Below are 26,330 nucleotides of genomic sequence, written 5' to 3' on the forward strand. Positions count from 1 at the left end.
TCCTGTCACGCCGGGGTGGCCGCCACGGTCTTGCGGAGCGCTATCTCCGTCGCAATCGCTTCCTTCACGGTGGGCCGCGCCTGCATGCGCTCGAGATAGGCCGACAAGGATGGCCATTGCGCGATGTCGACGCCTGCGGGGCGCAGCAGCAGCAAGGCCCAGGTGAGGTGGGCATCCGCGACGGTGAAGCAGTCACCAACGAGGAATTTGCGATCCGCAAGGTGCGTGGCCGGCACAGACAATGTCTGCGCTATCCTTGCACGGGGCTTGGCGAGCGAGCCGTCGTCCTTGTACCAGAAGGTCGGAAACAGGAACGCTTTGTGGATCTCGGTGCCGACGAAGCTCAGCCACTCCTGGAGCCGGTAACGATCGACATGGCCGGGCGGCGGCGCGAGGCCGGTCTCCGGTTTCAGGTCGGCGATATATTGCAGCACCGCGGCACTCTCCGTCAGCCGCTCGCCATTCTCCAGGATCAGAACCGGCACTGCGCCCTTCGCTGAAATGATGCGGAAGTCGGCATCATCCTCGATGCGCTTCTTGGTCAGGAGATGCACGAGGTGGTAGCGCGCATCCAAGCCGGCCTCCATCAGCGTGATGCGGCTCGCAAGCGAGCAGGCCATCGGCGAGAAATAGAGTTGCAGCATGCGACCTCCCGGATCAGACGAGCGCGTCACTGCGCACGATGAGCGCGAAGCGGTCAGACAGCTCGGCCAGCGCGACCTCGTGAATGGTTTTTGCGTTGAGCGTCCCGCCGCGTCTGTCGGGCAGATCGCGCGTGGCGCAGGCATCGGCTGCGACGGTGGTGCGCAGGCCAAGGTCGAGCGCGGCGCGCGCGGTCGAGCTGACGCACATATGGGTCATGAAGCCCGCCATCACGATGTTGGTGCGTCCGGTCACAGCTAACCGCGCTTGCAGGTCGGTGCTGGCAAAGGCGTTCGGCAGCGCCTTCTCGATCACGGCTTCGTCCGTGAGCGGCGCCAGGCTGTCGACGATCGCGCCACGCTCGGCCTCGCGGTCGAACAGGCTGCCGGCACGGCCCTTGTGTGCGACGTGGAAGATCGCCGCACCGCTCTGTCGTGCGCGCGCCAGCAGGCACGCGGCCGCGGCAATCGCGGGCTCGGCGTCCGGCAGCGCCAGCGGACCGGCGCGATATTCGTTCTGGATGTCGATCAGCACGAGGCAGGTGTCAGCGAGGTTTGGCGGATTGAGGTCGGCGCCGGAAAGTTCGAGCAGGGTCTTTGGAGCGGTCATGTCAGGCCTTTCGAGACGATCGGATGGCGCCAGACTAGCGCGGCGGCGGCCTGCCATTGTGCAGGACTATTGCAGCATATGGCTGCAAATTTGCAGGATAGGGCGGCGCCTGCTAGGTTCGCCGCCATGAACTGGGACGATCTGCGCATCATTGCCGCGGTGAGGGACGAGGGCACCTATGCCGGCGCCAGCGCGCGGCTGCGCATCGACGAGACCACCGTCGGCCGCCGGCTTGCGCGGATCCAGCGCGATCTCGGCGTGCCCCTGTTCGACGCGATCGATGGCTTGCGCCGGCCGACGCGCCATTGCGAGGCGGTGCTCGAGCATGTCGGCGCGATGGCCGCACATGTCGCGGCGATCGATCGCATCGGTGAGAGCCAGCCGGGCCCGGTCGGCCGCCTGCGCATCGCCTCGACCAATACGGTGGCCGAAGAGCTGCTGGCGCCGCACGCCAGCGCCTTCCTGCGCGATCACCCCGGCCTGACCCTGCAATTCCTGACCGCCAGCGGCAACGTCAAGTTCTCGCGCTGGCAGGCCGATCTCGCCATCCGGCTGCGCAAGCCGGAGAAGGGCGATTTCACCATCTCCAAACTCGCCGATCTGCGGCTGTATTTCTTCGAGCCGGTCGACAGTCCAAATGACGCGCCGATCGCTTGCGTCTTTCCGGACGAGCTCGACGCCATTCCCGAAGCGCAGTTCCTACGCACCCGGCGCGTGAAGAACGCGCGCTGCGTCACCGACAATGTCCGCATTGTCAGGACCATGATCCAGTCGCATCAGGCGGTCGGCGTGCTGCCAGAACTTAGCTGCGCGGACTTGCTCTCCGACCGCAGTTTGCGCGCGACACTTCTCACCAAGCGCCGCGACGTCTGGCTCCTGGTGCAGAATCATCTGAAGCGCGACCCGGCGACGCGCCTCGCGATCGAATGGATACGCCATTGCTTCAGGGATTTGTCACGCGACTGATCGCTTGGGGCGGTTACGCGGTTCAGCGCAGTTGAACGCAGCCCGCGAGCCGCACGACCAAATCCATCAAGCGGGGATTGCGCACCTCCGCAGGTTGCGTAATCTTGCGATCGCTACGATCTCCGGCAGGACAAACGATGACCACTCTTCAGGACACCATCCGGCCGAAAGCCCGATCCAGGGAATGGAAGGCGATCGTCATCCTGATCCTGCTGGTCCCGGCATTGTGGTCGCCGCTGATCCTGTTTCGCGTCTTCCTTTTCCAGCCGTTCAACATCCCGTCAGGCTCGATGGTCCCGACGCTGGTCGTCGGCGACTATGTGCTCGCCGCAAAATATGCCTACGGCTACGGCCGCTATTCGTTTCCTTATTCGCCGATCTCGGGTCGCGTCCTCGCATCAACCCCCGAGCGCGGCGATGTCGCTGTATTTCGCAACCCGAAGGACACCTCGGTCGATTACGTCAAGCGCATCGTCGGATTGCCCGGCGACCGCATCCAGATGCGGCAGGGTCAGCTCATGCTGAACGACAAGCCGGTGACACGCGTTGCTCTCGCGAGCGGGTTCGGCGGGGCCTCTTGCGGGCTCGATCCAGGCACGAAGAACGGGCGCTGGCGCGAGACGCTGCCGAACGGCGCGAGTTACCAGACCTACGATTGTTTCGACAACGGCTTCTACGACAACACGCCCGTCTATACGGTTCCGCCGGGCCATCTGTTTGTGCTCGGCGACAACCGCGATAATTCGACCGACAGCCGCGCGATGAGTGCGATGGGATTTGTGCCGATGGACAATCTCGTCGGCCGGGCGGTCTGGATATTCTGGTCGATTGCGCCCAACGGCGAGCCGCGCGGCGGACGCATCGGGAAGGTGAGGTGAGCGGCTTCGTCATTCCGGGCTCGCGCCCAAGAGGGACGCGCCCCGGAATGACAAGGGCGAAGAGTTTGCCCCAAAACAAAACCCCGGCATCGCTGCCGGGGTTTCGCATTTCTCGACTGTGCCTGAACGGCTGGATCAGAAGTCCATGCCGCCCATGCCGCCGCCCGGAGGCATTGCGGGGCCGGCGCCGCCCTTCTTGGGCAGCTCGGCGACCATGGCTTCCGTGGTGATCAGCAGCGCCGCAACCGAGGCAGCGTTCTGGATCGCGGTACGGACCACCTTGGTCGGGTCGATGATGCCCTTCTTGACGAGGTCGCCGTATTCACCGGTCTGGGAGTCGAAGCCGAAAGCGTACGACTTGTTCTCCAGCACCTTGCCGACGATCACTGAACCGTCTTCACCGGCGTTGATCGCGATCTGGCGAGCGGGAGCCGACAGCGCCTTGCGCACGATCTCGACGCCGGTCTTCTGGTCGTCGTTCTTGGTGCGCAGGCCCTTGAGCTGCTCGGAGGCACGGAGCAGGGCGACGCCGCCGCCCGGGACGATGCCTTCCTCGACAGCCGCGCGGGTCGCATGCATCGCGTCATCAACGCGATCCTTGCGCTCCTTCACCTCGACCTCGGTCGCGCCGCCGACGCGGATCACCGCGACGCCGCCTGCGAGCTTGGCAAGACGCTCCTGGAGCTTCTCACGGTCGTAGTCCGAGGTGGTTTCCTCGATCTGCGCCTTGATCTGCGCCACGCGCGCTTCGATGTCGGCCTTCTTGCCGGCGCCGTTGACGATCGTGGTGTTCTCCTTGTCGATCATCACCTTCTTGGCGCGACCGAGCATGTTGAGCGTGACGTTCTCGAGCTTGATGCCGAGATCTTCCGAGATCGCCTGGCCGCCGGTCAGAACTGCGATGTCCTGGAGCATGGCCTTGCGGCGATCGCCGAAGCCCGGAGCCTTGACGGCCGCAACCTTCAGGCCGCCACGGAGGCGGTTCACGACGAGGGTCGCCAGCGCTTCGCCTTCGACGTCCTCAGCCACGATCACCAGCGGCTTGCCGGTCTGCACCACGGCCTCGAGCAGCGGCAGCAGCTCGTTCAGCGAGGAGAGCTTCTTCTCGTTGATGAGGATGTAAGCGTCGTCCATCTCAACGCGCATCTTGTCGGCGTTGGTGACGAAGTAGGGCGAGATGTAGCCGCGGTCGAACTGCATGCCCTCGACGACGTCGAGTTCGGTCTCGAGCGACTTGGCTTCTTCAACCGTGATGACGCCCTCGTTGCCGACCTTCTTCATGGCGTCGGAGAGGAACTTGCCGATTTCGGCATCGCCGTTGGCGGAGATGGTGCCGACCTGGGCGATTTCCTCGTTCGAGGTCACCTTCTTGGAGTTCTTGACGAGGTCGGCGACCACGGCTTCCACAGCCAGGTCGATACCACGCTTCAGATCCATCGGGTTCATGCCGGCGGCAACCGACTTGGCGCCTTCACGAACGATCGCAGCCGCGAGCACGGTTGCGGTGGTGGTGCCGTCGCCGGCCGCGTCAGCCGACTTGGAGGCGACTTCGCGCACCATCTGCGCGCCCATGTTCTCGAACTTGTCGTCGAGCTCGATCTCCTTGGCGACGGTGACGCCGTCCTTGGTGATGCGGGGAGCGCCGAACGACTTGTCGAGGACGACGTTGCGGCCCTTCGGACCGAGCGTGACCTTCACAGCGTTGGCGAGGATGTCGACGCCACGCAGCATCTTGTCGCGTGCATCGACGCCGAATTTGACTTCTTTAGCTGCCATCTGGATTTTTCCTTGAGGGGTTTAGCTGGGTGGGAGAGGGGGCTCTTAGGCCGCCTTCTTCTTGGAAGCGGGGACGTCGAGGACGCCCATGACATCGCTTTCCTTCATGATCAGCAGATCTTCATTGTCGATCTTGACCTCGGTGCCGGACCACTTGCCGAACAGCACGCGGTCGCCAACCTTCAGATCGATCGGGATCAGCTTGCCGGCTTCGTCGCGGCCACCGGGGCCGACAGCGACGATTTCGCCCTGCGAGGGCTTTTCCTTGACGGTGTCGGGAATGATGATGCCGCCAGCGGTCTTCTCTTCTGCGTCGATGCGCTTGACCACGACGCGGTCGTGAAGCGGACGGAATTTCATGCAGTCCTCCTAAGCTTTTGCTCAGATTGATGTTTTCAGGGTGTTAGCAATCGATGCCCGCGAGTGCCAATGCGGGTGAAGCTCAGATAAGCCAGGATTTTTGCGGGAGCAAGGGCTTCTAGCAGAAAAATAAGCACTCAGAAGCGCTGTGTGCCAGAATTCTTTACCATCGTTAACCGGCCTTGAGGCCGTATTAGCACGGAGCCGCCTCTGCTGCTAACGCATTGTATTTCAACAACTTGTTAAACTTTTGGGCTTGAGATGGATTGTCAGTTTGCGTCACATTTCTCTCATGTGAGCGCATCTCCACCGGGTGGCTCGTAAACAGCGTACCGGGAAGCCACCCCCTGAATATGCGCTCCTGCAAAGGAGGTTGGCATGGGCTTGCGGGCAGGCGCCGTTTCCGACGATTTCCGGAAACAGCTGTTGGGTTATGGGCTGACGACGGCACAAATTCTCTACCGGATGCCGGATCATCCATCGTTGCTTCAGACCTACGTCTGGCAGAACTACGACATGTTTCCGAAATTTCCGGCGCTGAAGGATTTCTTGGCCTTCTGGCAGCAGAAGCTCGATGGTCCGCTTCACTCGGTGACCGTCGCGCATTCCAAGCTGATCAAGCCGGCGGAATTGCGCGCGGTCGACGGTGTGTTTCGGCTGCATTGAGGCGAGCGGGACTCGTAGGGTGGGCAAAGGCGCGCACTTGCGCGCCGTGCCCACCACCTCTCCGCGATCGCATCTGGCAGTGGTGGGCACGCTTTCGCTTTGCCCACCCTACGATATCTCATTTCGTGTTAGCCTCTCCGCCATAACAATAGGGGAGGCCGTCCATGGCCAAGATAACGAAATCGCGCAACGCAGCGCAGGCCGCAGTGAAGAAGCGGAGCGGCACCAAGCCCGCAGCGAGATCATCTGCACGCAAGGCCGTGAAGTCGAAGGCGCGCTCCGCGCCCGCCAAGACCGCGCCGAAGAAATCCGCACGGCCCAAGCAGCGCATCGCGATCAGCCATCATCGCGAGGAAGACTTCAAGGCCGACGGTCTGCGTGCCTACGCAAAGTACCGCGATCTCGGCATCGCCGCTGCCAGCCACGGCCTCGCGCAAGCGCACGTGATCCGTTTGCAAGGTCCCTGCAATCCGGCCGAAGTCTCAAAGCTGCACTTCCACGCCGTCGATTTCCAGATGGTCTACGTGCTCAAGGGCTGGGTGAAAACCTACATGGACGGAGAGGGCGAGACCTTGATGAAAGAAGGCAGCGCCTGGACCCAGCCGCCGAAGATCAAGCACATGATTTTGGATTATTCCGATGACGTCGAACTGCTGGAGGTGATTTTGCCGGCGGAGTTCAAGACGGTGGAGCTGAAGGCGTAGACGCTCTCTCGTTCGTCATTGACGGGCCACTTGTAGCCCGGATGGAGCGAAGCGAAATCCGGGAAAGTCTCTCCGCGGAGAAGGTTGACCCGGATTGCGCTGCGCTCCATCCGGGCTACGGCAACTAACGGCCGACTACCGCTCAAGATAACCCAATTCCTCGCTCATGATCTTGCGAGCATATTCGCTGAAGGCATCGATCAACCGGCCGCGCGCGGCATAAGGCGGATAGAGCAGTGCGATCGTAACCGGGACCGCCGGGTTGAAGGGGCGCGTGATCAGGGCCGCGCCAGAGCTTTCGTCATGCGCGGCAATCGGGTTGATGATGCTGATGCCGAGACCCGCCGCGACCAGGGCACAGACCGATGCGCCCAGATCGGTCTCGGCAACAATGCGGCGCGTGACGTCCGCCTGCGCGAAGATCGTATCGATGCGATCGTAGAGCGGACTGCCCGTAGCGAAGGAGATGAAGGCCTCATCCGCGAAATCGGCCGGGCGCAGCGTCTTCTTCTGCGCAAGACGATGCGCCTTCGGCATGATTGCGACGCAACGGGTCTTGAGCACCGGTTCGACATGCACCCCCGCAACCTCGCCGTAGAGCATGGCCAACCCGGTGTCGCAAAGCCCGGAGCTGACCCAGTCGTGCACCGCGCTCGCCGTGCCGGACCGGATCGAGATCATCACATGCGGATAATCCATTTTGAAACGCGCCGCGATGCGCGTCAGCAGGCCGCCGGCCAAGCGCGGCATCGCCGCAACGCTTAGCCGACCCATACCGAACGAGCGGATGCTGGCTGCGCTGGCCTCCAGTCCGGCCAAGCCGATGAAAGTCTTATCGACCTCCTGGAAGAAGCGCGATCCGTCCACGGTCGGACGGAGGCGGCCGCCGCTGCGGTCGAACAGCGGGAATTGCGTGATCGCTTCTAACTGTCCGATCAGGCGGCTGATCTGGGGCTGCGAGGTATGCATGCGCTGAGCCGCTTGCGTCATCGATCCCGTCACGAAGACGGCCCGAAAAGCCTCCACATGCTTCAAGCCCATGCGTCTGGGGGCCATATCAAATCCGTATAGGGGAGTGTGAAACTGGAATTTCATCAGATCGGGCTTTTGGACGATAGTCCAGAGCATGAAGCCGTTCGCACGGAGCCGCCGTGTCGTTGCCTGCCCACCGTGGGCGGCGTCACGGACATTCGGGAAAAAAAGGGGACGACATGAAAGCGACAACGATCAAGGCACTCGCCGCGGCGACCGTCGCTATCGTTCTTCTTTCCAGCGAGGCCATGGCCCAGGGTGCGAGCAGGCTGGACAAGATCCGTGAGAGCGGCGCGATCACATTGGGGTATCCCGAGACCTCGGTGCCCTTCGCCTATCTCGACGGCAACCAGAAGCCGATCGGCTACACCGTGGAAATCTGTGAACGGGTGGTGCAGGCGATCAAGACGGCGCTCAAGCTTCCCAAGCTCGAGATTCGCTATAATCCCATCACCTCGGCGACACGTATTCAGCTGCTCGCCAACGGTACGATCGATCTCGAATGCGGCAACACGACCAATAATATCGAGCGGCATAAACTCGTCGCCTTTGCTCCCACCACCTTCGTTGCGCAGGTCGTCCTCGTCGCGCGCAAGGATGGCGGGGTCGATGTCAACGACCCGGCTTCGTTTCGCGGCAAGGCCATCGCCGCCCAAGCCGGCGGCCAGACTTTCAAGGTGATTACGCTGATCAACGCCAAGAACAATCTTGGCATCACGGTGGTGCCGGCCAAGGACACCGCCGAGACCTTCTTGATGGTGTCGACGGGCCGGGTGGCCGGCACCGCCAATGATGACGGTCTCGCCTATGCCACGGTCGCCTCGTCCAGGACGCCGGATGATTTCCAGATCGGTAGCAAGAGCCTCGAGGCGGCGCCCTATGGCATCGTCCAACCCAAGGATGATCCTGCTTTCAAGAAGATGGTCGACGAGGCCGTGATCGACCTGATCAAGAACGGACAGATTGCGGCGCTCTACGACAAATACTTTAATTCACCCATCCCACCGCATGGCCTCAACCTGAAATTTCCAATGAGCGCCGCCCTCAAGCGGGCGCTGGCCAACCCGACCGATTCCGGCGACCCGGCAGTCTACGAATGACGCGCCAAGCGTTCTATCAAGCGCTCTAGAGGTTCTCGCAATGGCACAACACGACACGAGTCCGGCGGGCGCTGGGTTGCCACCTATCGACCTGCGCAGCGATACGGTCACCAAGCCGACCGAAGCGATGTATGCCCGCATGGCATCGGCGCCGCTCGGCGATGACGGGCTGGACGGTGACCCCACGGCGCGGGAGTTGGAGGTCGTTGCGGCTGCGGCGTTGGGCAAGGAAGCCGGTTTGTTTGTGCCGAGCTGCACCATGGCCAATCTGTTGGCGACGCTGGCGCAGTCGCAGCGCAGCGAACAGATCGTGTTGGAATCCAGTGCTCATATGTACACCTCTGAACGAGGGGCGGCGACGTTCACGGGGCAGTTTTACTTCGCCGTTGCCGGCACCGCTGGCGCGATGGACCTGAATTTGCTGGAGGACGCGCTACAGGGCGAGGGGCTTAAGCTCAGGACCGCCCTTGTCGCGATGGAAACCTCGCACAACAATGCGAGCGGCGCCGTGCTGCCGCTGGAGCATATGCAGGCGGTGCACGCCATGGCCTCGGCCCGCGGCGTCCCGGTGCATCTCGACGGAGCGCGGCTGTTCAACGCCGCGGTCGCCCTTGACGTGGCGCCGGATCAGGTTGCTAAGCATTGCGACACGGTCTCCCTGTGTCTATCGAAGGGCCTGAGTGCGCCGGCCGGTGCCGTGCTTGCGGGGCCGCGCGCCGTGATCGACAGCAGCCGCAGATTCCGCCGCATGCTGGGAGGCACGCAGCGCCAGATCGGCATCCTGGCCGCAGCCGGCCTGGAAGCGGTTCAGGTCATGGGTGCGCGTCTGGGCGAGGACCACCGACGTGCGCGAGCCCTGAGTGATGCGCTGAACGCGTTGCATCCAAAGGTCAGCGCGACAATTCCGCAGACGAATATCGTGCAGGTCGATGTCTCTCTCTCCGGGCGCGACAGCGCCGCGTGGTCGGGGGCTCTGGAGAAGGCGGGCCTGAGGGCGAGGCCTTGGGGCAGGCATCGCCTGCGTTGTGTGACCCATCGCCATATCGACGACGCGGATATCGATCGCGCGGTCCTGGCATTTCGGACCGCGGCCTCAGCTTTGGTTTAGAGCACCCGCTGATGTGAATCGGGTCCTTGTAGCCCCGGATGGAGCGAAGCGAAATCCGGGAAACCGTGCGTGACGGTGCACTTTCCCGGATTGCGCTGCGCTCCATCCGGGCTACGAGTTCGTTGCTAACTCAGCCCCCGACGGTGAGGCGATCGTTAGAAAGCGCCCGATCCGCAAAACCGGGCAGTTACCACTCGGATGGTTTCAGCCGTCCCGCAGGGCGGTCGCTAACCAGTCGAAAATATTCCTCGCGTCAACTCGAAGCTGTGAGAATGCGGGACATGTTTTCATGGCGACCAATACTTTTGGCCGACGCGGCGTCGTAGCGCCAACCCCAAGGGCATCATTTCAACCCGTCGCCGCGCCGATCGCACCTCGGCCCTTGTCCAGTGAGGAGACGCTTTTTGGCGAGAACAAGCTTCTGGCCGATATCCCTTTCCTCACCATTGCCCTGATTTTCGGTCTGGTCCTGATCTTCGCGCTGCAACGCAGTCTGGCCATCGACATTGCGCGGGACGGCTCACTCGATGTCCGCTCGCTGATCGCTCAGGGTGCGTCCGGCTACGACCTTGTTGTCGGACGAAACGAGTGGTGGCGGATTGGCCTTGCGCCGCTTCTGCATGGCAGCCAGGGGCACCTCATCGGCAACTGCGTTGCGCTGTTCATCGTCGGCGTCAGGCTGGAGCCCCTGATCGGTCGTGGCTGGTTCTCGCTGATCTTCGTTGCCAGTGCGCTGGCCGGCGAGGCTGGCTCGCTCCTGGGCAATGGCCCCGGCTCGGTGGGCGTCGGCGCGTCCGGCGCCATTACCGGGCTGATCGCCGCGCTGTTCGTCGCGAGCTTCGAGCCAGAGGCGGACGCCGATCAAACGATATCGAGACTGAAGACGTCGCTCTTCTTCGGTGTTCCAGCGCTGCTGCCGCTTGCCTTTGGAGCCTCCGGCAATGTCAACTATTATGCGCATGGAGGCGGTGCGCTGGCCGGCGCCGCGCTTGCCATCACGCCGTGGCTCGCCTTCTGGTCCTATGACAGCCTGCCGCGAAGCGCTGGCATGGTGTTGCTCGGAGGATTCGCCGGATCACTGATCTGCGCCGGCTTCGCCGCTGCTCATTATCGGTCCTACATCGCTGATGCCGGGCAGTATATGCGCGCGTCGGAAATGCCGGCGAGCACGCGCGAGATGGCCAGCCGTTCTACTGATTTCGTCAACCGCTACCCGAAAGACCCGCGGGCCCACCTGTTCCGCGCGATCTACTTCATTGAACAGAACAGCCTCGGTCCTGCCGAGACGGAAGTGCAAACCGCGATGTCGCTCGCCACCTCGGATGTGGCGGGCGGGTCGGTGCGATCCGTGGCGCAGGCCTTGCTGGCGCAGTTGCTGCTCGCGCGAGGACGGTCCAGCGAGGCGAAGGCCATGGCGGCCGAGGTGTGCCGCGCCAAGCTGGGTGAGGTCCGTCGTATGTTGGACAAGACGAAGTTGTGCGGCTGAGCGGGATGGCAGCTCGTAGCCCGGATGGAGCGAAGCGAAATCCGGGGCGACTGTCTGCGACGGAGATACTTTCCTGGATTGCGCTGCGCTCCATCCAGGCTACGACATCACGACGGGAGTCACGTAATGACCCCCACGATCGCGCCCATCAAACACGTCGTCAGAGTGCCCGACACGATTGACTTCAGTCCGAGCGCGTTGATCTCGTCGCGCCGATCCGGCGCCATCACGCCGAGGCCGCCGATCATGATGCCGAGGCTGGCGAAATTGGCGAAGCCGCACATCGCGTAGAGCATGATCAGGCGCGAGCGCGGATCGAGCGTACCCGGCGGCAGCTTTGAGAAGTCGACATAGGCGATCAGTTCGTTGAGCACGGTTTTCGTGCCCATCAGGCTGCCGGCCGTCACCGCCTGATCCCAGGGCAATCCCATCAGCCAGCACACCGGCGCCATCACCAGCCCGAGCAGCCGTTGCAGCGAGATCGCTGCGCCGCCGATATCAGGTAGAAGCCCGAGGATCGCGTTGACGAGATAGACCAGCGCCACCAGCACCAGCAACATGGCGACGATGTTGAGCAGCAGCTCGAGGCCTGCGCCGGTGCCCTTCACGATCGCATCCATCGTGCTGGAGACCTCCATCTCCGGATCCTCCAGCGCGCCGCCGGTTCGCTTATCGCTGGTTTCCGGTACCATGATCAGGCTGACGAGGATCGCCGCCGGCGCACCCAGCACCGACGCGATGACGAAGTGCGCGGCCGCGTCGGGAATCAGCGGGGCCAGCAACGTCGCGTAGAGCACCAGCACGGTGCCGGCGATGCCGGCCATGCCGCCGGTCATCACCAGAAACAATTCGCTTCGGGACATCTGCGCGAGGTAAGGCCGGACGAACAGCGGCGCCTCGACCATGCCGAGGAAGATGTTGGCGGCGGTCGAGAGCCCGACCGCGCCGCCGACGCCAAGCGTGCGTTCGAGCAGCCACGCCATGCCACGCACGATCGGCGGCAGCACACGCCAATAGAACAGCAGCGTCGTCAGCACGCTCATGACCAGCACGATCGGCAGCGCCTGGAACGCCAGGATAAAATCGGCTCCCGGCACTTTCAGGTCGAAGGGCAGGGCACCGCCGCCGATATAACCGAACACGAAGGAGGAGCCGGCGCGCGAGGCCGCGGAGATCGCACCGACTGCGTCGTTGATGGCGCCGAAGGCGTGCGCGACGACGGGCACCTTCAGGAGAACGATCGCGGTGACGAAGGTCATGGCAAGGCCGATCGCCGCCTGGCGCAGCGAGACCGCGCGGCGATTCTCTGCCAACGCCCACGCGATCAGCAGCAATGCGAAAACGCCGAGTGCCGATTGCAGCCGCAGCATGATGTCCCCAAACCCTCAATGATTATGGCCGCGCGTGCGATGCAAACGCAATGCCGGAAGACTGCGAGAGGTGTCCCGCTGTTGACAAGCACCTCTGCGTCAGCCACGCGGGGCGCATCGACATCAAGGGGGCGGATAGTCCAAGCGTGACCGAAGAGGCGATGACGGAGCAGCCGATAGCAGCGAATCAGCCGGTCAGCGCCCGCGCGCTCCTCTCCCACCGTGCCTTCCTGTTCTTCCTGCTCTCGCGCAGTCTGTCGCGCTTTTCCAGCCAGATCGCGGCGGTCGCGATCGGCTGGCAGATCTACGACCTCACCGGCTCGGCCTTCGATCTCGGCATGGTCGGCCTCGTGCAGTTCCTGCCCACAGCACTCCTGGTGTTCGTCGCCGGCCACGCCGCCGACCGTTTTGAGCGCAAGCGCGTGGTTCAGCTCTGCCAGCTCGTGGAGGCCGCGACCGCGCTCTATCTCGCCGTCATCACCTATCTCGGCGCGGTCAGCGAAGTGCAGATCTTTGTCGCGACCTTCGTGCTCGGCATTGCCGGCGCCTTCGAAAGCCCGACCACCGCGGCGCTCTTGCCGCTGATCGCGCCGCAGGGATCGCTCCAGCGCGCGACGGCGGTCGCGAGCGGTGCGGGGCAGGTCGCGACCATCACGGGCCCTGCGCTCGGCGGCTTCGCGTATGCGATCGCGCCGCATCTTGCCTATGCCGTGATGCTGGTGTTCTGGATCTTTGGCATGATCCTGACCGGCTTCATCCAGCCGCGTCCGCAGGCGGTCGCCAAGGAGGGGACGGGCTCGGACAATATTTTTGCCGGCGTCCGCTTCATCCGGAGCAATCCCGCGATCCTCGGCACCATTTCGCTCGACCTGTTCGCCGTGCTGTTCGGCGGCGTCACTGCGTTGTTGCCGATCTATGCCCGCGACATCCTCCAGACCGGCCCGATGGGGCTCGGGATCTTGCGTGCAGCGCCTGCTGTCGGCGCGCTGGCGATGACCATGGTGTTGGCGCGTCACGCCATCACGCGGCATGTCGGTATGCGCATGTTTCAGGCGGTGATCGTGTTCGGCATCGCCACAATCGTGTTCGCGCTGTCGTCCTGGATGTGGCTGTCGGTGCTGTCGCTCGCCATTTTGGGCGCGGCCGATACGATCAGCGTCGTGATCCGCTTCTCGCTGGTGCAGCTTTCCACGCCCGACGAGATGCGCGGCCGCGTCGGCGCAGTCAACTTCCTCTTCATCAATGCCTCGAACCAGCTCGGCCAGTTCGAAAGCGGCGTGGCCGCCGCGCTGTTCGGCGCGATGCCGGCCGCCGTGCTCGGCGGCGTCTGCACCGTCGCGGTGGCGCTGCTCTGGATGAAGCTGTTTCCAAGCCTGCGGCAGGTGGAAACCCTGGAGTAGGGAGCTCGCTCTCTCTCCCGTCATTGCGAGCGCAGCGAAGCAATCCAGAATTCCACCGCGGAAAGACCCTGGATTGCTTCGCTGCGCTCGCAATGACGATTGTTGAAGCAGCTCGTGGACTTACCTCGCGTCACCCCGGCGGCCGAGCAGCAGTAAGCGCCTCTTGACGCCTACTGTGCATGGGGTTGTTTTTCAGTTTTTAGTTCAGCCCCGTCCGACGAACGGCATCTTGCTCGCCATCACCGTCATGGTCAGCACGTTGGCATCGAGCGGCAGGCCGGCCATGTAGGCGACGGCATCGCCGACCGCCTTGGCGTCCATGCGCGGCTCCTGCTTCATGGTGCCGTCGGGCTGCATCACACCGGGGCCCGCGACCATGCGGTCGGTCATCGGCGTTGCGGCATTTCCGATATCGACCTGGCCGACTGCGATGTCGTACATGCGGCCGTCAAGATTGCTCGCCTTGGTCAGGCCCGTGATGGCGTGCTTGGTCGAGGTGTAGGCGGCCGAGAACGGCCGCGGCGCATGCGCGGAGATCGAACCGTTGTTGATGATGCGGCCGCCGCGCGGGGTCTGGTCCTTCATGATGCGGAAGGCGTGCTGGGTGCACAGGAACGGGCCGGTGAGGTTGGTGTTCACCACCGCCTGCCATTGCTCGAGGCTGAGGTCCTCGAAGTTCACTGGCGGGGCACCCATGCCGGCATTGTTGAAGAGCACATCAAGCCGGCCGTAGGTCTGCGCCACCTTGGCGAACAATGCTGCAATCGAGTCCGGCTTGGTCATGTCAGCCGTGACACACAGGCTCTTACCGGCCGGACCGAGCTTGGCGGTCTCCTCGAGCATGTCGAGCCGGCGGCCTGCGAGCACCACGGTGAAGCCGGTGTTCATCAGCGCCAGTGCGGCGGCGCGTCCGACTCCGGTGCCGGCGCCCGTCACCACTGCGATCTTCTTTGCTTCACTCATCGTTTCCTGCCTTTTCTCTTAAGCTGTCAGGTTTTGGGTTCTTTTTCGTTCTTGTAGGGCGGCCGCGGAATGTTCTGATGCGCGGCGCGTAAGGCCGCCGACCAGCGCGAGCGCAAATCGTGGAAGTAGGGCTCGCCCGCCTCGATGCGATGGTTGAGATCGGCATCGCAGGCATCGGCCCGCACCACCAGCACGTCGATCGGCAGGCCGACGCCGAGATTGGAGCGCATGGTCGAATCCATCGAGATCAGGCCGGTCTTCAGCGCCTCGTAGAGTTCGACGTCGTAATGCATGGCGCGGTCGAGCACCGGCTTGCCGTATTTGTGCTCGCCGATCTGAAGGTACGGCGTGTCGGTGGTGCACTCGATGAAATTGCCTGCCGTGTAGACCATGAACAGGCGCATGCGGGCGCCCTTGATCTGGCCGCCGAACAGGAAGGAGACGTCGAACGAGACGTCCTCGGATTTCAGCGCCGGGCCTTCGGTGGCGTGCACCGCCCGGATCGCCCGGCCGATGCGCTGGGCCGCCTGGAACATGGTCGGCGCGTTCATCAGCGTCTCGATGTCGCCAGTGGTCGGATCTTCCAGACCCTCGGTGAGGGTGGACAGCACGGACTGGCTGATGGCGAGGTTGCCGGCGCTGGCGATCGCCATGATGCGGTCGCCGGGCTTGTTGAAGATGTGCAGCTTGCGGAAGGTCGAGACGTTGTCGAGGCCGGCATTGGTGCGGGTGTCGGCGATCATGACGAGCCCGTCCCGAACCAGGATTCCGCAACAATAGGTCATTTCCAGTCCCCGAACGCGAGCGCTTTTATCGGCGCCAAACTAGTAGCCAATTTCGGGGGCGCATGAAACCCCCTGTTCCCTGCGGGCGCCGTGCACTGAGGAGCAAAAGCCTATCTTATTCAGGGCCATCGACGAGAAACGCCGCATCGACGGGGACGCCCAGCGCCGTGACCAGCCGGTTCGTCTCCGCGGCCATGCCGACGATGGCGAGCATCTCGCCATATTCGGCCTCGGTCATGCCCTTGGCCCGTGCGGCGGCGGTGTGCGAATGGATGCAGTAATTGCAGCCATGCGCCACCGAAACCGCGACATAGAGCATTTCCTTGATCTTGGGATCGAGCGCGCCTGGCGCCATCACCTCCTTGATGCTCTCCCAGGTCCGCCGCAGCGTCTTCGGATCATGCGCCAGTGCGCGCCAGAAATTGTTGACGAAATCCGACTGCCGCGTTTTGCGGATGTCGTCGAAGACGGCGCGCGCCTCGCTGGAGAGCTCATCGTCCGAAAGCAGCTTTACGGTCGCCATGGGGTGCCTCGCAGGGTCTGATCTGATCCTGCGAATGTAGCACGGCTCAGGCGGTCGGTCGGCCACGCCGCTTGGCGAGATGGGGCTGTGCGCCTAGTCTAGCTCTGCCGCTGAGATTGCGACTGCGATTGGCCGCCACGGCCGGCCTGCTCGACCTTGACCGCGACCGACAGCGTTTCCGCGCCACCGCCATAGCGAGTGCCGCGCACGGGGGCTGCGCCGAGATAATCGAGCCCGATCGCGACGCGGACGTGGGCATCGGTGGTGCAAATGCTGTTGGCGGGATCGAAGCCGACCCAGCCGAGACCGTCGACGTAAGCCTCCGCCCAGGCATGGCCGGCGTCCTGATGCACCGTGCCGTCGGAGCGCAAAAAATGGCCGGAGACGAAGCGCGCCGGCACGCCGCCGGTGCGGGCGCAGGCGATGAAGATATGCGCGTAGTCCTGGCAGACGCCGCGCTTGAGCGTGAACGCTTCGGCAGCCGACGTGCCGCTGTTGGTCGGGTCCTCGTCGAAGGTCATGTGCTCGCTGATCTGCGTCATCAGCGTGTGCAGGAAGCCGAGCGTGTCGCTCTCGGCCTCGCTGCGCAACTGGCGTGTGACCGCCGCCATCGCGGGATTGACCTCGGTCAATTCGGTCGTGCGCAGGAACATGCCGGCCGGAAAGCGCTCGTCGGCACCGCGCAGCACGCCGCCGGTGTCATGGGTCTCGATCAGGCCCTCGGCGGTGATCTTGATGTCGCCGACGGGTCCACAGGACAGCACGTGGGTGACGTTGCCGAAGGCGTCCTCATGGGTGTCGAGCTTGGTGTCGGTCGAGACGTCGATCTGCCATTCCGCCACATATTGTCCGTCATGGCTGCACGGCGTCATGCGCAGGATCTGGATCACGCTGGTGGCCTGCGGCTCGTAGCGATAGGTCGTGATGTGCTGGATTCGCAGGCGCATGGTGAACCGTTGTTCTGGCGACGTCATTCCGGGTTCGCCCTGCGGGCGCCCGGGAATGACGGCAGTATCAGATCAAATACTGCTTTGTGATGATTTCGCCCAGCCTGGAATTGTCTGCGATGAATTCCTGAATGAATTCATGGACGCCATGCTGGAAAATGTCGTTCATATTCGAGTGTTCGAGCCGGTTGCGGATGCCGCGGGCGTGGCGCTGGGCCGGGCCCTGGCGGCCATAGGCGACGCCGATCTGGTCGAGATTGCGCGTTAGATTGTCGTAGCAGCTCGCCAGCGAGCGCGGCAGCGTCCCGTTGAGAATGAGCAGATCCGCGACCAGCCACGGCTTCAGCGTCTCGCGGTAGACCCAGTGATAGGCCGTCAGCGCCGAGACCGAGCGCAGGATCGAGCTCCACTGATAGAAGTCGAGCGGGCCGCCGACATGCTCCTCCTCGGGCAGCAGCACGTGGTACTTCACGTCGAGAATGCGCGCGGTGTTGTCGGCACGCTCCAGATGCAGGCCGAGGCGCGAGAACCAGTAGGCGTCGTTGCGCAGCATGGTCCGGTAGGCCGAACCGTCGAAACGCAGCGAGGTCTCCTGCACGAAGCGCAGGAACTTTGCGAGATCCTCGCGCGTCGAGGTGCCCTTGTTCCAGACTTCCTGCAATTCGATCCAGGCCGAGTTGATGGTGTCCCACATCTCGCTGGTCAGCGCGGTGCGCACCGAGCGTGAGTTCAGCCGCGCCGCCTCGATGCAGTTCCTGATCGAGGACGGATTGTTCGCCGAGAAGGAGAGGTAGTCGACGACGTTATGCTCGTTGGCTTCTTCATATTGCTGATAGAAGCTCGCGGCGACACCGGCGGTGAGCAGCGCCGAATCCCATTCATTGGTCTTGCCGATATAGGCAGCCGGAAGCGCGGTGACGCGTAGCGTTGCGTCGATGGTGCGCGCGAGATATTCGGCCCGTTCGACGTAGCGGGCGAGCCAGTAGAGGTTTTCGGCGGTACGCGACAGCATCTCTCTACTCGTCCAAAATCCAGGTGTCTTTGGTGCCGCCGCCCTGGCTCGAATTCACCACCAGGGAGCCTTCCTTGAGAGCAACACGTGTCAGCCCACCGGGCACGATCGTGGTGCTCTTGCTGCCCGTGAGCACGAAGGGCCGCAGGTCGACATGGCGCGGCGCGAGGCCACTTGCGGTGCAGGTCGGGCAGGTCGAGAGTGCCAGCGTGGGCTGCGCGATAAAGCCTTCCGGCTCGCGCTTGAGCTTCTCGCGGAAGGCTTCGATCGTCGCTTTGGTCGCGGCGGGACCGATCAGCATGCCGTAGCCGCCGGAGCCGTGCACTTCCTTCACGACGAGGTCGCCGAGATTGTCCAGTACGTAAGCCAGATCCTTCGGCTCGCGGCAGCGCCAGGTCTGAACGTTCTTCAGGATCGGCTCCTCGCCGAGGTAGAATTTCACGATCTCCGGCATGTAGGAGTAGATCGCCTTGTCGTCGGCGATGCCGGTGCCGACGGCGTTGGCCAGCGTGATGTTGCCGGCCGCATAGGCCGACATCAGCCCGGGCACGCCGAGCGCCGAGTCGGGCCGGAAGGTGAGGGGATCGAGGTAATCGTCGTCGACGCGGCGGTAGATCACATCGACCCGCTTCACCCCTTCCGTCGTGCGCATGAACACTTCGTTGTTCTTGACGATGAGGTCGCGGCCCTCGACCAGTTCGATGCCAAGCTTGTCGGCGAGGAAGGAGTGCTCGTAATAGGCCGAGTTGTAGACGCCGGGGGTCAGCAGCGCGACCGTCGGCTCGCCGGAGGCACCTTGCGGCGCCACCGAGCGCAGCGCGGAGAGCAGCTCGTCCGGATAGCGCTCGACCGGCGCCACCCTGTGGCGGGCGAACAGATCCGGAAACAGCCGCATCATGATCTCGCGGTTTTCCAGCATGTAGGACACGCCCGACGGCGTGCGCGCATTGTCCTCCAGCACGATGAAGTCGTTGGCATCGACCCTGATGATATCAATGCCGGCGATGTGCACGTAGATGTCGTGCGGCACCTGCTGGCCGTTCATCTCGGGCCGGAACACCGGGTTCTGGAAGATCAGGTCGTCGGGTACGATCTCGGCGCGGAGGATATCTCGGCCGTGATAGATGTCGCGCAGGAACATGTTGAGTGCGCGCACGCGCTGCTTCAGCCCCTTCTCCAGCAGCGCCCACTCCTTGCCCGACATGATCCGCGGGATCACGTCGAAGGGGATCAGGCGCTCGGTGGATTCGGAATCGCCATAGACGGCAAAGGTGATGCCGATCCGGCGGAACAGGAGCTCGGCTTCCTGGCGGCGATATTCGAGCGCCTCGGGAGGCGTCTCCTTGAGCCAGCGCGCCAGCTCCTGATAGGCGGGGCGAAGGTCCCCACCCGGAATGTTCATTTCATCAAACGCGACTGCCATAGATCCCGACTTGTTTCCCTGGCCATGCGGCGAGAGTGCATGACTTTCTTAGGTGGTAGCAAGGGGCGGGCCAGCGCGATAAGCATGGACTTGAGATATTTGCCGGGGATGGGCCGAGGGCTTGCCTGAAAAAATGGCTGAGGACTGCTTATTTCGGCAGCAAAACCGCGTGACTTCAACGCGTTACCCCGGCAAATTCGGCGGGAAAGGTGAGGGACGTAAGTTATGAGCGAGATCGTCACGGCGGGCATTCTGGTCATCGGGGATGAAATCCTGTCCGGCCGGACCAAGGACAAGAATATCGGCTTCATCGCCGAATACCTGACCAATATCGGCATCGACCTGAAGGAAGTCCGGGTCGTCTCCGACGACGAGGACGACATCATCGCCGCCTTGAACGCACTGCGGCATCGTTACAATTACGTCTTCACCACCGGCGGCATCGGCCCGACTCATGACGACATTACCGCTGACAGCGTGGCCAAGGCGTTCGGGGTCGGCATCGACCACCACCCGGAGGTGGTTGCCCGTTTCCGCGAGCGCTGGAGCGAGCAGGATCTCAACGAGGCCCGCCTGCGGATGGCCCGCATCCCCGACGGCGCCGAGCTGATCCAGAGCGCGACCATTTTGGCCCCCGGCTTCAAGATCGGCAATGTCATCGTGATGGCGGGCGTGCCGTCGATCATGCAGGCGATGATGGACATCGTCTCGCCCAAGCTGAAATCCGGCGTTCGCATGCTGTCCGAATCGGTCCGCGCCAATGCGCGGGAGGGCGACATCGGCAGTCCGCTGCGGACGATTGCCGCCGACCACCCCGACACCATCATCGGCAGCTATCCCTTCATGGACGAGGACTCGAAGCCGAACACCAATCTGGTGGTGCGCTCGCGCGACGCGGACAAGCTCGCGGCCGCGATGGCGGCGGTGAAGGAAATGCTGGCAGGATTGAACATCACCCGGTAGCAGGAAGCTGCCGGCAGACGAATGGCGGGAGACGATAATGGCTGGTGAAACACCGGAACTGAGCGCGCAGGAGCGCGCGGGCAAGGCCTTCCCGGTCTCATGGGACCAGTTCCACCGGGATTGCCGGGCATTGACCTGGCGGCTCAATGAGGTCGGCCCGTTCCACGCGGTGATCGCGATCACCCGCGGCGGGCTGGTGCCAGCGGCGATCGTGGCGCGCGAGCTTGGGGTCCGCGTGATCGATACGGTCTGTATCGCCAGCTACGATCACACCAAGCAGGGCGATCTCCAGGTCCTCAAGGGCATCTCGGATCAGGCGATGAAGCTCGGGGGCGGTACCGGCAAGGGGCTCCTAATCGTCGACGACCTCGTCGACACCGGCAAGACCGGCAAGCTGGTGCGCGAGATGCTGCCCGATGCGCATTTCGCCACCGTCTACGCCAAGCCGAAGGGCCGTCCGCTGGTTGATACCTTCATCACCGAGGTCTCGCAGGACACCTGGATCTTCTTCCCCTGGGACACCGCGCTGTCCTACCACCCGCCACTCCGCGACGGCGCGGCGTGAGTATCGCCGTCATTGCGAGGAGCGAAGCGACGAAGCAATCCAGACTGCTTCCGCGGATGCATTTCTGGATTGCTTCGCCCCGCGGGCAATGACGGGTGGAGGCAGCCATGCCGCTGCAAAACCGCGTCACGCCAACCGGCGAGATCATCTCGACGCCACATCGCGGGATGTTCACCGGCAATCGCGGCATCATCCATGATCCCGCGACCAAGACGCTGTTGAAGAAGCGCTGGTCTTCTCCGGCCTGGCTCACCTGTCTCTGTGAATTCCGCGGCTGGCGGCGGTCGGTGATGGCGCGGCGGAGCTGGACCGAGTTGTTTTTCCTCGACGAAGCTACGGCCTTCGCCGCGGGCCACCGGCCCTGCTTCTTCTGTCGCCGCGACGATGCCAAGCGCTTTTGCTCCGCGTGGGAAGCGGGGAATGGTGGAAGCGACATCAGCGCGAAGGCGATGGACGCGGTGCTGCATCGCGAGCGCCTTGATCGCGGCAAGAAGCGGCTGTATGCGCTGCCGATGCCGCTCGCAGAATTGCCTGACGGCGCGATGGTGCAGCAGGGCAATGACTGCTTCCTGGTCGCACAGGGCAAGGCGCTGTTGTGGTCAGCCGCGGGCTACGCGCCGCATGCGCACGCCCTCGATCGCCCGATGCTGCTGACGCCGCCTTCCACGCTGCGCGCGATGATCGCCGGATATCAACCTGTGCTGCATCCGACGGCTTGCGGCTAGCGGAGCGGCTTACCGTCTTGATCCACCGTCGTCCGCGCATCGCGCAGCGCCCATTCGCGGATCACCTGACGGCAGCGGGTCAGCTCGGCCTCGCTCGCGGTATTCGTATCCTTCGACGCATGCTCGACCATCGCCTTGCAGTTCAGCAGCACGGAGCGGTCCTCCGCGCGCGCAGCCTGTACGACCACCAGAAGTGCAGCGATGATCAGTGCCAGACGGATCGCCGCCATTAGCCCAGCTTCTCACGCGCCAGCGCAGCGCCGGCGCCAAGCGCCATCAGCTTGGCTTCCGCGATCTCCCGCCGCATCGGCGCCATGCCGCAATTGGTGGTGGCGATGATGTTGCTCTTGGGCACGAATTTCGACACGGCATCGATCACCTGGACGACGTCCTCGGCGGTCTCGACCGTGTCGCTGGCGACATCGATCACGCCGGCCTGCACGATCTTGTTTTTCAGCAGCGCGAGCAGGTCGAGCGGGACCTTCGAGTTGCGGCATTCGATCGCGACCTGCTGGATCGGACTCGCATCGATCGCCGGAAAAATCTGCTCATACTGCCGCCATTGCGCGCCGAGCGTTTCCTTCCAGTCGGTGTTGGCCTTGATGCCGTAGCCGTAGCAGATGTGCACGGCGGTGGCGCAGGTGAGGCCCTGCGCGGCGCGCTCCAGCGCCTTGATGCCCCAGTCGTTGACCTCGTCCATGTAGACGTTGAAGGCGGGCTCGTCGAACTGCACGAGATCGACACCGTCGGCCTGCAACGCCTTGGCCTCCTCGTTCAGCAGCTCGGCGAAGGCAAAGGCCATCTTGACGCGGTCGCCATAGTAGCGATCCGCGATGGTGTCGATGATGGTCATCGGGCCGGGCAGGGTGAATTTCAGCTTCTTCTTCGTATGCGTCCGCGCCACGCGCGCCTCGTCGGCGTGGACGCGGCCTTTGAGCCGGAGCGGCGCGACCACCTGCGGCACCATCGCCTTGTAGCGATCCTTGCGGATGCCCATCTCGACCTTGTGGGCGAAGTCGATGCCTTCGATCTTCTCCAGAAAACCGTGCACGAAGTGCTGCCGGGCCTGCTCGCCCTCGGTGACGATATCGATGCCGGCATCCTCCTGGACCTTTACGGCAAGCATGGTCGCATCGCGCTTGGCGCGGAGAAGCTCGTCGCCTTGCGACTTCCAGGGCGCCCAGAGCATGTTGGGCTCGGCGAGCCATTCCGGCTTCGGCAAGGAGCCGGCGATCGTGGTTGGAAACAGCATGGCGGCCCTTCCGGCGGGTTATGTTGCGCCCCTTCCTGCCATGTCTTAACGTCGAGGTACAGAACAACGAAAGTCGTCATTTTAACCGGCGATAGCGACAGGGAAGGCCAAAGGAAAGGTCATGATCGACCTCTATTATGCGCCAACGCCGAACGGCTGGAAAATCTCGATCATGCTGGAGGAACTCGGGCTCCCTTACAGGGTGATCCCCGTCAACATCCGCGCCGGCGAACAATTTCACCCCGAGTTTCTCGCGATCTCGCCGAACAACCGCATTCCAGCGATTATCGATCACGCACCCGCCGATGGTGGCGAACCGTTCTCTGCGTTCGAGACCGGCGCGATCCTGATCTATCTGGCGGAGAAGACCGGCCGCTTCTTGGCCGCGGATCTGCGCGGCCGCTCCACCACCATCCAATGGGTGATGTGGCAGATGGCGGGGCTGGGGCCGATGCTCGGCCAGCACGGCCATTTCGCGCTCTACGCCGCGGAGAAGATTCCCTACGCGATTGCGCGTTACCACGACGAGGCGGCGCGACTTTATGGCGTGCTGGACCGGCAGTTGGCCGCGACCGGCGCCTATGTCGCGGGCGACTATTCCATCGCCGACATCGCCTGCTTCCCCTGGACCATGACCCACAAGGCGCAGGGTTTTACGCTCGACGACTATCCGAACGTGAAACGCTGGTACGCCGAGGTGCGCGCACGGCCGCAGGTGCAGGCGGGGCTTGCGATCGGCAAGTTCGTCAAGGAACCGTTCGACGAGGATTCACGCAAGATCATGTTCGGCCAGCGTGCGAAGGAATTGTTGGGAAAGAAGTAAGCTGCCGCCACGCCCGTCATTGCGAGCGCAGCGAAGCAATCCAGATTGCCTCCGCGGAAAGATTCTGGATTGCTTCGCTGCGCTCGCAATGACGGAGGAAAGAGAAGCTAAACGTAATAAGGAAACGCCATGATCGAATTCTTCTTCGACTGCTCCAGCCCCTGGACCTATCTCGCCTTCCACAACATCCAGCCGCTCGCCAAGGAGCTCGGCGTCGAGATTAGTTGGCGGCCGATTCTGGTCGGCGGCATCTTCAACACGGTCAACCCCAGCGTCTACGCCCAGCGTGAGACACCGGTGCCGCTGAAGGCGCGCTACATGAAGAAGGACCTTCAGGATTGGGCGCGCTCGGCGAACCTCGCGATCAAGATGCCACCGACGGTGTTCCCGGTGAACAGCGTCAAGGCGATGCGGGGCTGCATCTGGCTTGGCAAGGACATGGTGCCGTTCGCGACCGCCGTGTTCGAGACCTATTGGGGCGGCGACAAGGACATCTCGCAGGACGCGGTGCTAGCCGAGATCTGCAAGAAGGTTGGCATCGATGAGCCAAAGTTCTTCGCAGGCATTTCGGCGCAGGACATTAAGGACCAGCTCAAGGCCAACACCGAGGAGGTCGTGGCGCGTGGCGGCTTCGGCTCGCCGACCATCTTCGTCGACAAGACCGACATGTATTTCGGCAATGACCGTCTGCCGCTGATCCGCGAGGCGTTGCTGCGCCGCAAGGCGAGTGCCGCCTGATGGTGCGGGCTGTTGTTTGCCGCGAACTCGGGGCGCCCGAGACCTTGCGGCTGGAGGAGTTTCCCTCCCGGCCACTCAAGCCGGGTGAGGTGCGCGTCGCGATCCGTGCCGCCGGGCTGAACTTTCCTGATGTGTTGATGGCGGCGGGCGAATATCAGCTCAAGCCGGAGCTGCCGTTCACGCCCGGCATGGAGGCCGCGGGCGATGTGACCGAGGTGGGCGCGGAGGTGAGGGGTGTTGCGGTCGGCGACAAGGTCATCGTGAAAATGCGCCACGGCGCATTTACCGATGAAGTCGTCGTGACGCCGTCGCAGCTCACGCCATTGCCCTCGACCTTCGACTATGCGGAGGGCGCAACCTATCTCGCCGGCCACGGCACCGCCTATCATGCGTTGATCGATCGCGGCAGGGTCGAGCCCGGCGAGGTGCTGCTGGTGCACGGCGCCGGCGGCGGCGTGGGCTTGGCCGCCGTTGAGATCGGCAAGATGCTGGGCGCGATCGTGATCGCGACCGCCTCCAGCGACGAGAAGCTCGCGATCGCCAAGGCGCGCGGCGCCGATCATCTCGTGCGCTACGACCGCGAGCCGTTTCGCGATGCCGTCAAGCGCATCACCGACGGTCGCGGCGCCGATGTGGTGTTCGATCCCGTCGGCGGCGAGGCGTTTGAGAACTCGATGCGCTGTATCGCCTGGGGCGCGCGGCTGCTGGTGATCGGTTTTACCGGCGGCATCGGTTCGGCGAAGACCAATCTGCTGCTGATCAAGGGCGCCAGCGTGCTCGGCGTGCGCGCCGGCGAAGCGGTACGGAAAAATCCGGCGCTTGGTGAGGTGCGGCTGAAGGCGCTGCTGAAATGGGCGGAGGAGGGGAAGCTGCGCCCCAACATCTCGCACCGCCTGCCGCTGGAGGACTATGCGAAGGCGATGCGGCTGCTGCTCGACCGCAAGGCGATCGGGCGTGTGGCGTTGGTGATGGAGTAGCCGGTCGTAGGGTGGGCAAAGGCGCTCTTGCGCCGTGCCCACCATCCATCAGCAACCGAACCAAGAATGGTGGGCACGCTTCGCTTTGCCCACCCTTGTATTAGCGCGCCGGATTAGAATGGCCTCGTTCCGTGAGGAATGGCCCAGCCCGGGTGGCCGCCCGAGCTGGGCCGCCGATCGATCGGATCGATGCCCACCGAAGCCTTGAGGGCTGCGTTTCGTAGCAAGATCGCGGTCGGCACTTCATCGGGACCCGCATGGTTGAACGAACTTCAGGTTCGCATTCACAAGGGAGGGTCGAGGAAGATGGCCAAGCGTATCATGATCTGTGCCGGGATCGATACCGGCAAACACAAGCTCGATGTGGCGCTCGATGGCAGTTCCGAGCGGATCCAGGTCGAGAACACACCGGAAGGCTACACGGAGCTGCTGGAATGGCTGCAACGCCACAAGGTCAAGCGGGTTGGGATCGAGGCGAGCGGCGGCTATGAGCAGGCGGTGGTTGCCGAACTGCGACGCAAGCGGCTTGTGGTCGTC

At 63.5% G+C, this 26,330-nt stretch carries 29 protein-coding genes; 15 read left to right on the forward strand and 14 right to left on the reverse strand.

Annotated features, from left to right (window positions below; all coding sequences use genetic code 11):
• Positions 1-5: 5 nt before the first annotated feature.
• Entirely contained in the window at positions 6-644 is a 639-nt protein-coding gene (locus UB31_RS30610; RefSeq protein ID WP_045008427.1) for a glutathione binding-like protein, read from the reverse strand.
• A 13-nt stretch (positions 645-657) separates the two neighbouring features.
• Complete coding sequence (locus UB31_RS30615; RefSeq protein WP_045008426.1) at positions 658-1,251, reverse strand: cysteine hydrolase family protein; 594 nt, start codon at positions 1,249-1,251, stop codon at positions 658-660.
• Positions 1,252-1,377: 126 nt separating this feature from the next.
• On the opposite strand from UB31_RS30615, the gene UB31_RS30620 reads away from it, so the two are divergent.
• Entirely contained in the window at positions 1,378-2,217 is an 840-nt protein-coding gene (locus UB31_RS30620) for a LysR family transcriptional regulator (RefSeq protein ID WP_045008425.1), read from the forward strand.
• 137 nt (positions 2,218-2,354) lie between these two features.
• Entirely contained in the window at positions 2,355-3,095 is a 741-nt protein-coding gene (gene lepB, locus UB31_RS30625; protein WP_045008424.1) for a signal peptidase I, read from the forward strand.
• Positions 3,096-3,230: 135 nt separating this feature from the next.
• Here the strand turns inward: lepB and groL are convergent, their stop codons facing one another.
• Positions 3,231-4,871: a chaperonin GroEL gene (gene groL, locus UB31_RS30630; RefSeq protein ID WP_045008423.1), complete on the reverse strand. Its 1,641-nt coding sequence runs from the start codon at positions 4,869-4,871 to the stop codon at positions 3,231-3,233.
• A 45-nt stretch (positions 4,872-4,916) separates the two neighbouring features.
• Positions 4,917-5,231, reverse strand: a complete 315-nt coding sequence (locus UB31_RS30635; RefSeq protein WP_045008422.1) for a co-chaperone GroES — start codon at positions 5,229-5,231, stop codon at positions 4,917-4,919.
• A 378-nt stretch (positions 5,232-5,609) separates the two neighbouring features.
• Here UB31_RS30635 and UB31_RS30640 point away from each other — a divergent pair, with 378 nt between their 5' ends.
• Both UB31_RS30640 and UB31_RS30645 read left to right on the forward strand, forming a co-directional pair.
• Complete coding sequence (locus UB31_RS30640; protein WP_045008421.1) at positions 5,610-5,897, forward strand: usg protein; 288 nt, start codon at positions 5,610-5,612, stop codon at positions 5,895-5,897.
• A gap of 164 nt (positions 5,898-6,061) precedes the next feature.
• Positions 6,062-6,601: a cupin domain-containing protein gene (locus UB31_RS30645; protein WP_045008420.1), complete on the forward strand. Its 540-nt coding sequence runs from the start codon at positions 6,062-6,064 to the stop codon at positions 6,599-6,601.
• Positions 6,602-6,736: 135 nt separating this feature from the next.
• On the opposite strand, the gene UB31_RS30650 is transcribed toward UB31_RS30645, so the two are convergent.
• Positions 6,737-7,657: a LysR substrate-binding domain-containing protein gene (locus UB31_RS30650; RefSeq protein ID WP_082078681.1), complete on the reverse strand. Its 921-nt coding sequence runs from the start codon at positions 7,655-7,657 to the stop codon at positions 6,737-6,739.
• A gap of 155 nt (positions 7,658-7,812) precedes the next feature.
• Here UB31_RS30650 and UB31_RS30655 point away from each other — a divergent pair, with 155 nt between their 5' ends.
• The 3 genes from UB31_RS30655 (at position 7,813) to UB31_RS30665 (ending at position 11,327) form a co-directional block, all read left to right on the forward strand.
• Positions 7,813-8,733 (forward strand): amino acid ABC transporter substrate-binding protein, encoded by a 921-nt coding sequence (locus UB31_RS30655; protein ID WP_045008419.1) that lies wholly within the window; start codon positions 7,813-7,815, stop codon positions 8,731-8,733.
• Between the two features lie 40 nt (positions 8,734-8,773).
• Positions 8,774-9,841, forward strand: coding sequence for a threonine aldolase family protein (locus UB31_RS30660; RefSeq protein WP_045008418.1), 1,068 nt, complete (start codon positions 8,774-8,776; stop codon positions 9,839-9,841).
• A 289-nt stretch (positions 9,842-10,130) separates the two neighbouring features.
• On the forward strand, positions 10,131-11,327 hold the full coding sequence (locus tag UB31_RS30665; protein ID WP_082078682.1) for a rhomboid family intramembrane serine protease: 1,197 nt from the start codon (positions 10,131-10,133) through the stop codon (positions 11,325-11,327).
• Between the two features lie 119 nt (positions 11,328-11,446).
• On the opposite strand, the gene UB31_RS30670 is transcribed toward UB31_RS30665, so the two are convergent.
• Positions 11,447-12,697: a NupC/NupG family nucleoside CNT transporter gene (locus tag UB31_RS30670; RefSeq protein WP_045008417.1), complete on the reverse strand. Its 1,251-nt coding sequence runs from the start codon at positions 12,695-12,697 to the stop codon at positions 11,447-11,449.
• Positions 12,698-12,858: 161 nt separating this feature from the next.
• Here UB31_RS30670 and UB31_RS30675 point away from each other — a divergent pair, with 161 nt between their 5' ends.
• Positions 12,859-14,097 carry an MFS transporter gene (locus UB31_RS30675; protein ID WP_045008820.1) on the forward strand — a complete coding sequence of 413 codons (1,239 nt, stop codon included), beginning with the start codon at positions 12,859-12,861 and terminating at the stop codon, positions 14,095-14,097.
• A 204-nt stretch (positions 14,098-14,301) separates the two neighbouring features.
• Here the strand turns inward: UB31_RS30675 and UB31_RS30680 are convergent, their stop codons facing one another.
• The 6 genes from UB31_RS30680 to UB31_RS30705 form a co-directional block, all read right to left on the reverse strand.
• Entirely contained in the window at positions 14,302-15,060 is a 759-nt protein-coding gene (locus UB31_RS30680) for an SDR family oxidoreductase (protein ID WP_045008416.1), read from the reverse strand.
• A 26-nt stretch (positions 15,061-15,086) separates the two neighbouring features.
• Positions 15,087-15,845, reverse strand: a complete 759-nt coding sequence (locus UB31_RS30685; protein ID WP_045008415.1) for a proteasome-type protease — start codon at positions 15,843-15,845, stop codon at positions 15,087-15,089.
• Between the two features lie 115 nt (positions 15,846-15,960).
• Positions 15,961-16,368: a carboxymuconolactone decarboxylase family protein gene (locus tag UB31_RS30690; RefSeq protein WP_045008414.1), complete on the reverse strand. Its 408-nt coding sequence runs from the start codon at positions 16,366-16,368 to the stop codon at positions 15,961-15,963.
• Positions 16,369-16,466: 98 nt separating this feature from the next.
• Positions 16,467-17,315, reverse strand: coding sequence for a transglutaminase family protein (locus tag UB31_RS30695; RefSeq protein ID WP_045008413.1), 849 nt, complete (start codon positions 17,313-17,315; stop codon positions 16,467-16,469).
• Positions 17,316-17,382: 67 nt separating this feature from the next.
• A complete protein-coding gene (locus UB31_RS30700; protein WP_045008412.1) occupies positions 17,383-18,327 on the reverse strand; it encodes an alpha-E domain-containing protein in 945 nt (314 codons plus the stop codon).
• Positions 18,328-18,331: 4 nt separating this feature from the next.
• Positions 18,332-19,750, reverse strand: a complete 1,419-nt coding sequence (locus UB31_RS30705) for a circularly permuted type 2 ATP-grasp protein (protein ID WP_045008411.1) — start codon at positions 19,748-19,750, stop codon at positions 18,332-18,334.
• A 225-nt stretch (positions 19,751-19,975) separates the two neighbouring features.
• On the opposite strand from UB31_RS30705, the gene UB31_RS30710 reads away from it, so the two are divergent.
• The 3 genes from UB31_RS30710 (at position 19,976) to UB31_RS30720 (ending at position 22,003) form a co-directional block, all read left to right on the forward strand.
• Entirely contained in the window at positions 19,976-20,713 is a 738-nt protein-coding gene (locus tag UB31_RS30710) for a competence/damage-inducible protein A (RefSeq protein WP_045013504.1), read from the forward strand.
• 37 nt (positions 20,714-20,750) lie between these two features.
• On the forward strand, positions 20,751-21,278 hold the full coding sequence (gene gpt, locus UB31_RS30715; protein WP_045008409.1) for a xanthine phosphoribosyltransferase: 528 nt from the start codon (positions 20,751-20,753) through the stop codon (positions 21,276-21,278).
• Between the two features lie 107 nt (positions 21,279-21,385).
• On the forward strand, positions 21,386-22,003 hold the full coding sequence (locus tag UB31_RS30720; RefSeq protein ID WP_045008408.1) for a hypothetical protein: 618 nt from the start codon (positions 21,386-21,388) through the stop codon (positions 22,001-22,003).
• On the opposite strand, the gene UB31_RS30725 is transcribed toward UB31_RS30720, so the two are convergent.
• Positions 22,000-22,233, reverse strand: a complete 234-nt coding sequence (locus UB31_RS30725) for a hypothetical protein (RefSeq protein ID WP_045008407.1) — start codon at positions 22,231-22,233, stop codon at positions 22,000-22,002. The genes UB31_RS30720 and UB31_RS30725 overlap by 4 nt on opposite strands.
• Positions 22,233-23,255 (reverse strand): methionine synthase, encoded by a 1,023-nt coding sequence (locus tag UB31_RS30730; RefSeq protein ID WP_045013505.1) that lies wholly within the window; start codon positions 23,253-23,255, stop codon positions 22,233-22,235. The genes UB31_RS30725 and UB31_RS30730 overlap by 1 nt, the downstream gene beginning before the upstream one ends.
• A gap of 121 nt (positions 23,256-23,376) precedes the next feature.
• On the opposite strand from UB31_RS30730, the gene UB31_RS30735 reads away from it, so the two are divergent.
• From UB31_RS30735 to UB31_RS41745, 4 genes are all read left to right on the forward strand, one after another.
• Positions 23,377-24,078 (forward strand): glutathione S-transferase N-terminal domain-containing protein, encoded by a 702-nt coding sequence (locus UB31_RS30735; protein ID WP_045008405.1) that lies wholly within the window; start codon positions 23,377-23,379, stop codon positions 24,076-24,078.
• A 129-nt stretch (positions 24,079-24,207) separates the two neighbouring features.
• On the forward strand, positions 24,208-24,816 hold the full coding sequence (locus tag UB31_RS30740; protein WP_045013506.1) for a 2-hydroxychromene-2-carboxylate isomerase: 609 nt from the start codon (positions 24,208-24,210) through the stop codon (positions 24,814-24,816).
• On the forward strand, positions 24,816-25,793 hold the full coding sequence (locus tag UB31_RS30745; RefSeq protein WP_045013507.1) for an NADPH:quinone oxidoreductase family protein: 978 nt from the start codon (positions 24,816-24,818) through the stop codon (positions 25,791-25,793). Before UB31_RS30740 ends, UB31_RS30745 begins: the two co-directional genes overlap by 1 nt.
• Before the next feature lie 306 nt (positions 25,794-26,099).
• Positions 26,100-26,330 (forward strand): IS110 family transposase (locus UB31_RS41745; protein ID WP_045011530.1); only part of this gene is annotated, 231 nt, incomplete at its 3' end.

This window comes from Bradyrhizobium sp. LTSP849 (genome assembly GCF_000938255.1).
GTDB lineage: Bacteria > Pseudomonadota > Alphaproteobacteria > Rhizobiales > Xanthobacteraceae > Bradyrhizobium.

Coding starts and splice junctions, on each gene's coding strand:
- UB31_RS30610 (WP_045008427.1), bottom strand. CDS start 644: ATGCTGCAACTCTATTTCTCGCCGATGGCCTGCTCGCTTGCGAGCCGC.
- UB31_RS30615 (WP_045008426.1), bottom strand. CDS start 1,251: ATGACCGCTCCAAAGACCCTGCTCGAACTTTCCGGCGCCGACCTCAAT.
- UB31_RS30620 (WP_045008425.1), top strand. CDS start 1,378: ATGAACTGGGACGATCTGCGCATCATTGCCGCGGTGAGGGACGAGGGC.
- lepB (WP_045008424.1), top strand. CDS start 2,355: ATGACCACTCTTCAGGACACCATCCGGCCGAAAGCCCGATCCAGGGAA.
- groL (WP_045008423.1), bottom strand. CDS start 4,871: ATGGCAGCTAAAGAAGTCAAATTCGGCGTCGATGCACGCGACAAGATG.
- UB31_RS30635 (WP_045008422.1), bottom strand. CDS start 5,231: ATGAAATTCCGTCCGCTTCACGACCGCGTCGTGGTCAAGCGCATCGAC.
- UB31_RS30640 (WP_045008421.1), top strand. CDS start 5,610: ATGGGCTTGCGGGCAGGCGCCGTTTCCGACGATTTCCGGAAACAGCTG.
- UB31_RS30645 (WP_045008420.1), top strand. CDS start 6,062: ATGGCCAAGATAACGAAATCGCGCAACGCAGCGCAGGCCGCAGTGAAG.
- UB31_RS30650 (WP_082078681.1), bottom strand. CDS start 7,657: ATGGCCCCCAGACGCATGGGCTTGAAGCATGTGGAGGCTTTTCGGGCC.
- UB31_RS30655 (WP_045008419.1), top strand. CDS start 7,813: ATGAAAGCGACAACGATCAAGGCACTCGCCGCGGCGACCGTCGCTATC.
- UB31_RS30660 (WP_045008418.1), top strand. CDS start 8,774: ATGGCACAACACGACACGAGTCCGGCGGGCGCTGGGTTGCCACCTATC.
- UB31_RS30665 (WP_082078682.1), top strand. CDS start 10,131: ATGGCGACCAATACTTTTGGCCGACGCGGCGTCGTAGCGCCAACCCCA.
- UB31_RS30670 (WP_045008417.1), bottom strand. CDS start 12,697: ATGCTGCGGCTGCAATCGGCACTCGGCGTTTTCGCATTGCTGCTGATC.
- UB31_RS30675 (WP_045008820.1), top strand. CDS start 12,859: ATGACGGAGCAGCCGATAGCAGCGAATCAGCCGGTCAGCGCCCGCGCG.
- UB31_RS30680 (WP_045008416.1), bottom strand. CDS start 15,060: ATGAGTGAAGCAAAGAAGATCGCAGTGGTGACGGGCGCCGGCACCGGA.
- UB31_RS30685 (WP_045008415.1), bottom strand. CDS start 15,845: ATGACCTATTGTTGCGGAATCCTGGTTCGGGACGGGCTCGTCATGATC.
- UB31_RS30690 (WP_045008414.1), bottom strand. CDS start 16,368: ATGGCGACCGTAAAGCTGCTTTCGGACGATGAGCTCTCCAGCGAGGCG.
- UB31_RS30695 (WP_045008413.1), bottom strand. CDS start 17,315: ATGCGCCTGCGAATCCAGCACATCACGACCTATCGCTACGAGCCGCAG.
- UB31_RS30700 (WP_045008412.1), bottom strand. CDS start 18,327: ATGCTGTCGCGTACCGCCGAAAACCTCTACTGGCTCGCCCGCTACGTC.
- UB31_RS30705 (WP_045008411.1), bottom strand. CDS start 19,750: ATGGCAGTCGCGTTTGATGAAATGAACATTCCGGGTGGGGACCTTCGC.
- UB31_RS30710 (WP_045013504.1), top strand. CDS start 19,976: ATGAGCGAGATCGTCACGGCGGGCATTCTGGTCATCGGGGATGAAATC.
- gpt (WP_045008409.1), top strand. CDS start 20,751: ATGGCTGGTGAAACACCGGAACTGAGCGCGCAGGAGCGCGCGGGCAAG.
- UB31_RS30720 (WP_045008408.1), top strand. CDS start 21,386: ATGCCGCTGCAAAACCGCGTCACGCCAACCGGCGAGATCATCTCGACG.
- UB31_RS30725 (WP_045008407.1), bottom strand. CDS start 22,233: ATGGCGGCGATCCGTCTGGCACTGATCATCGCTGCACTTCTGGTGGTC.
- UB31_RS30730 (WP_045013505.1), bottom strand. CDS start 23,255: ATGCTGTTTCCAACCACGATCGCCGGCTCCTTGCCGAAGCCGGAATGG.
- UB31_RS30735 (WP_045008405.1), top strand. CDS start 23,377: ATGATCGACCTCTATTATGCGCCAACGCCGAACGGCTGGAAAATCTCG.
- UB31_RS30740 (WP_045013506.1), top strand. CDS start 24,208: ATGATCGAATTCTTCTTCGACTGCTCCAGCCCCTGGACCTATCTCGCC.
- UB31_RS30745 (WP_045013507.1), top strand. CDS start 24,816: ATGGTGCGGGCTGTTGTTTGCCGCGAACTCGGGGCGCCCGAGACCTTG.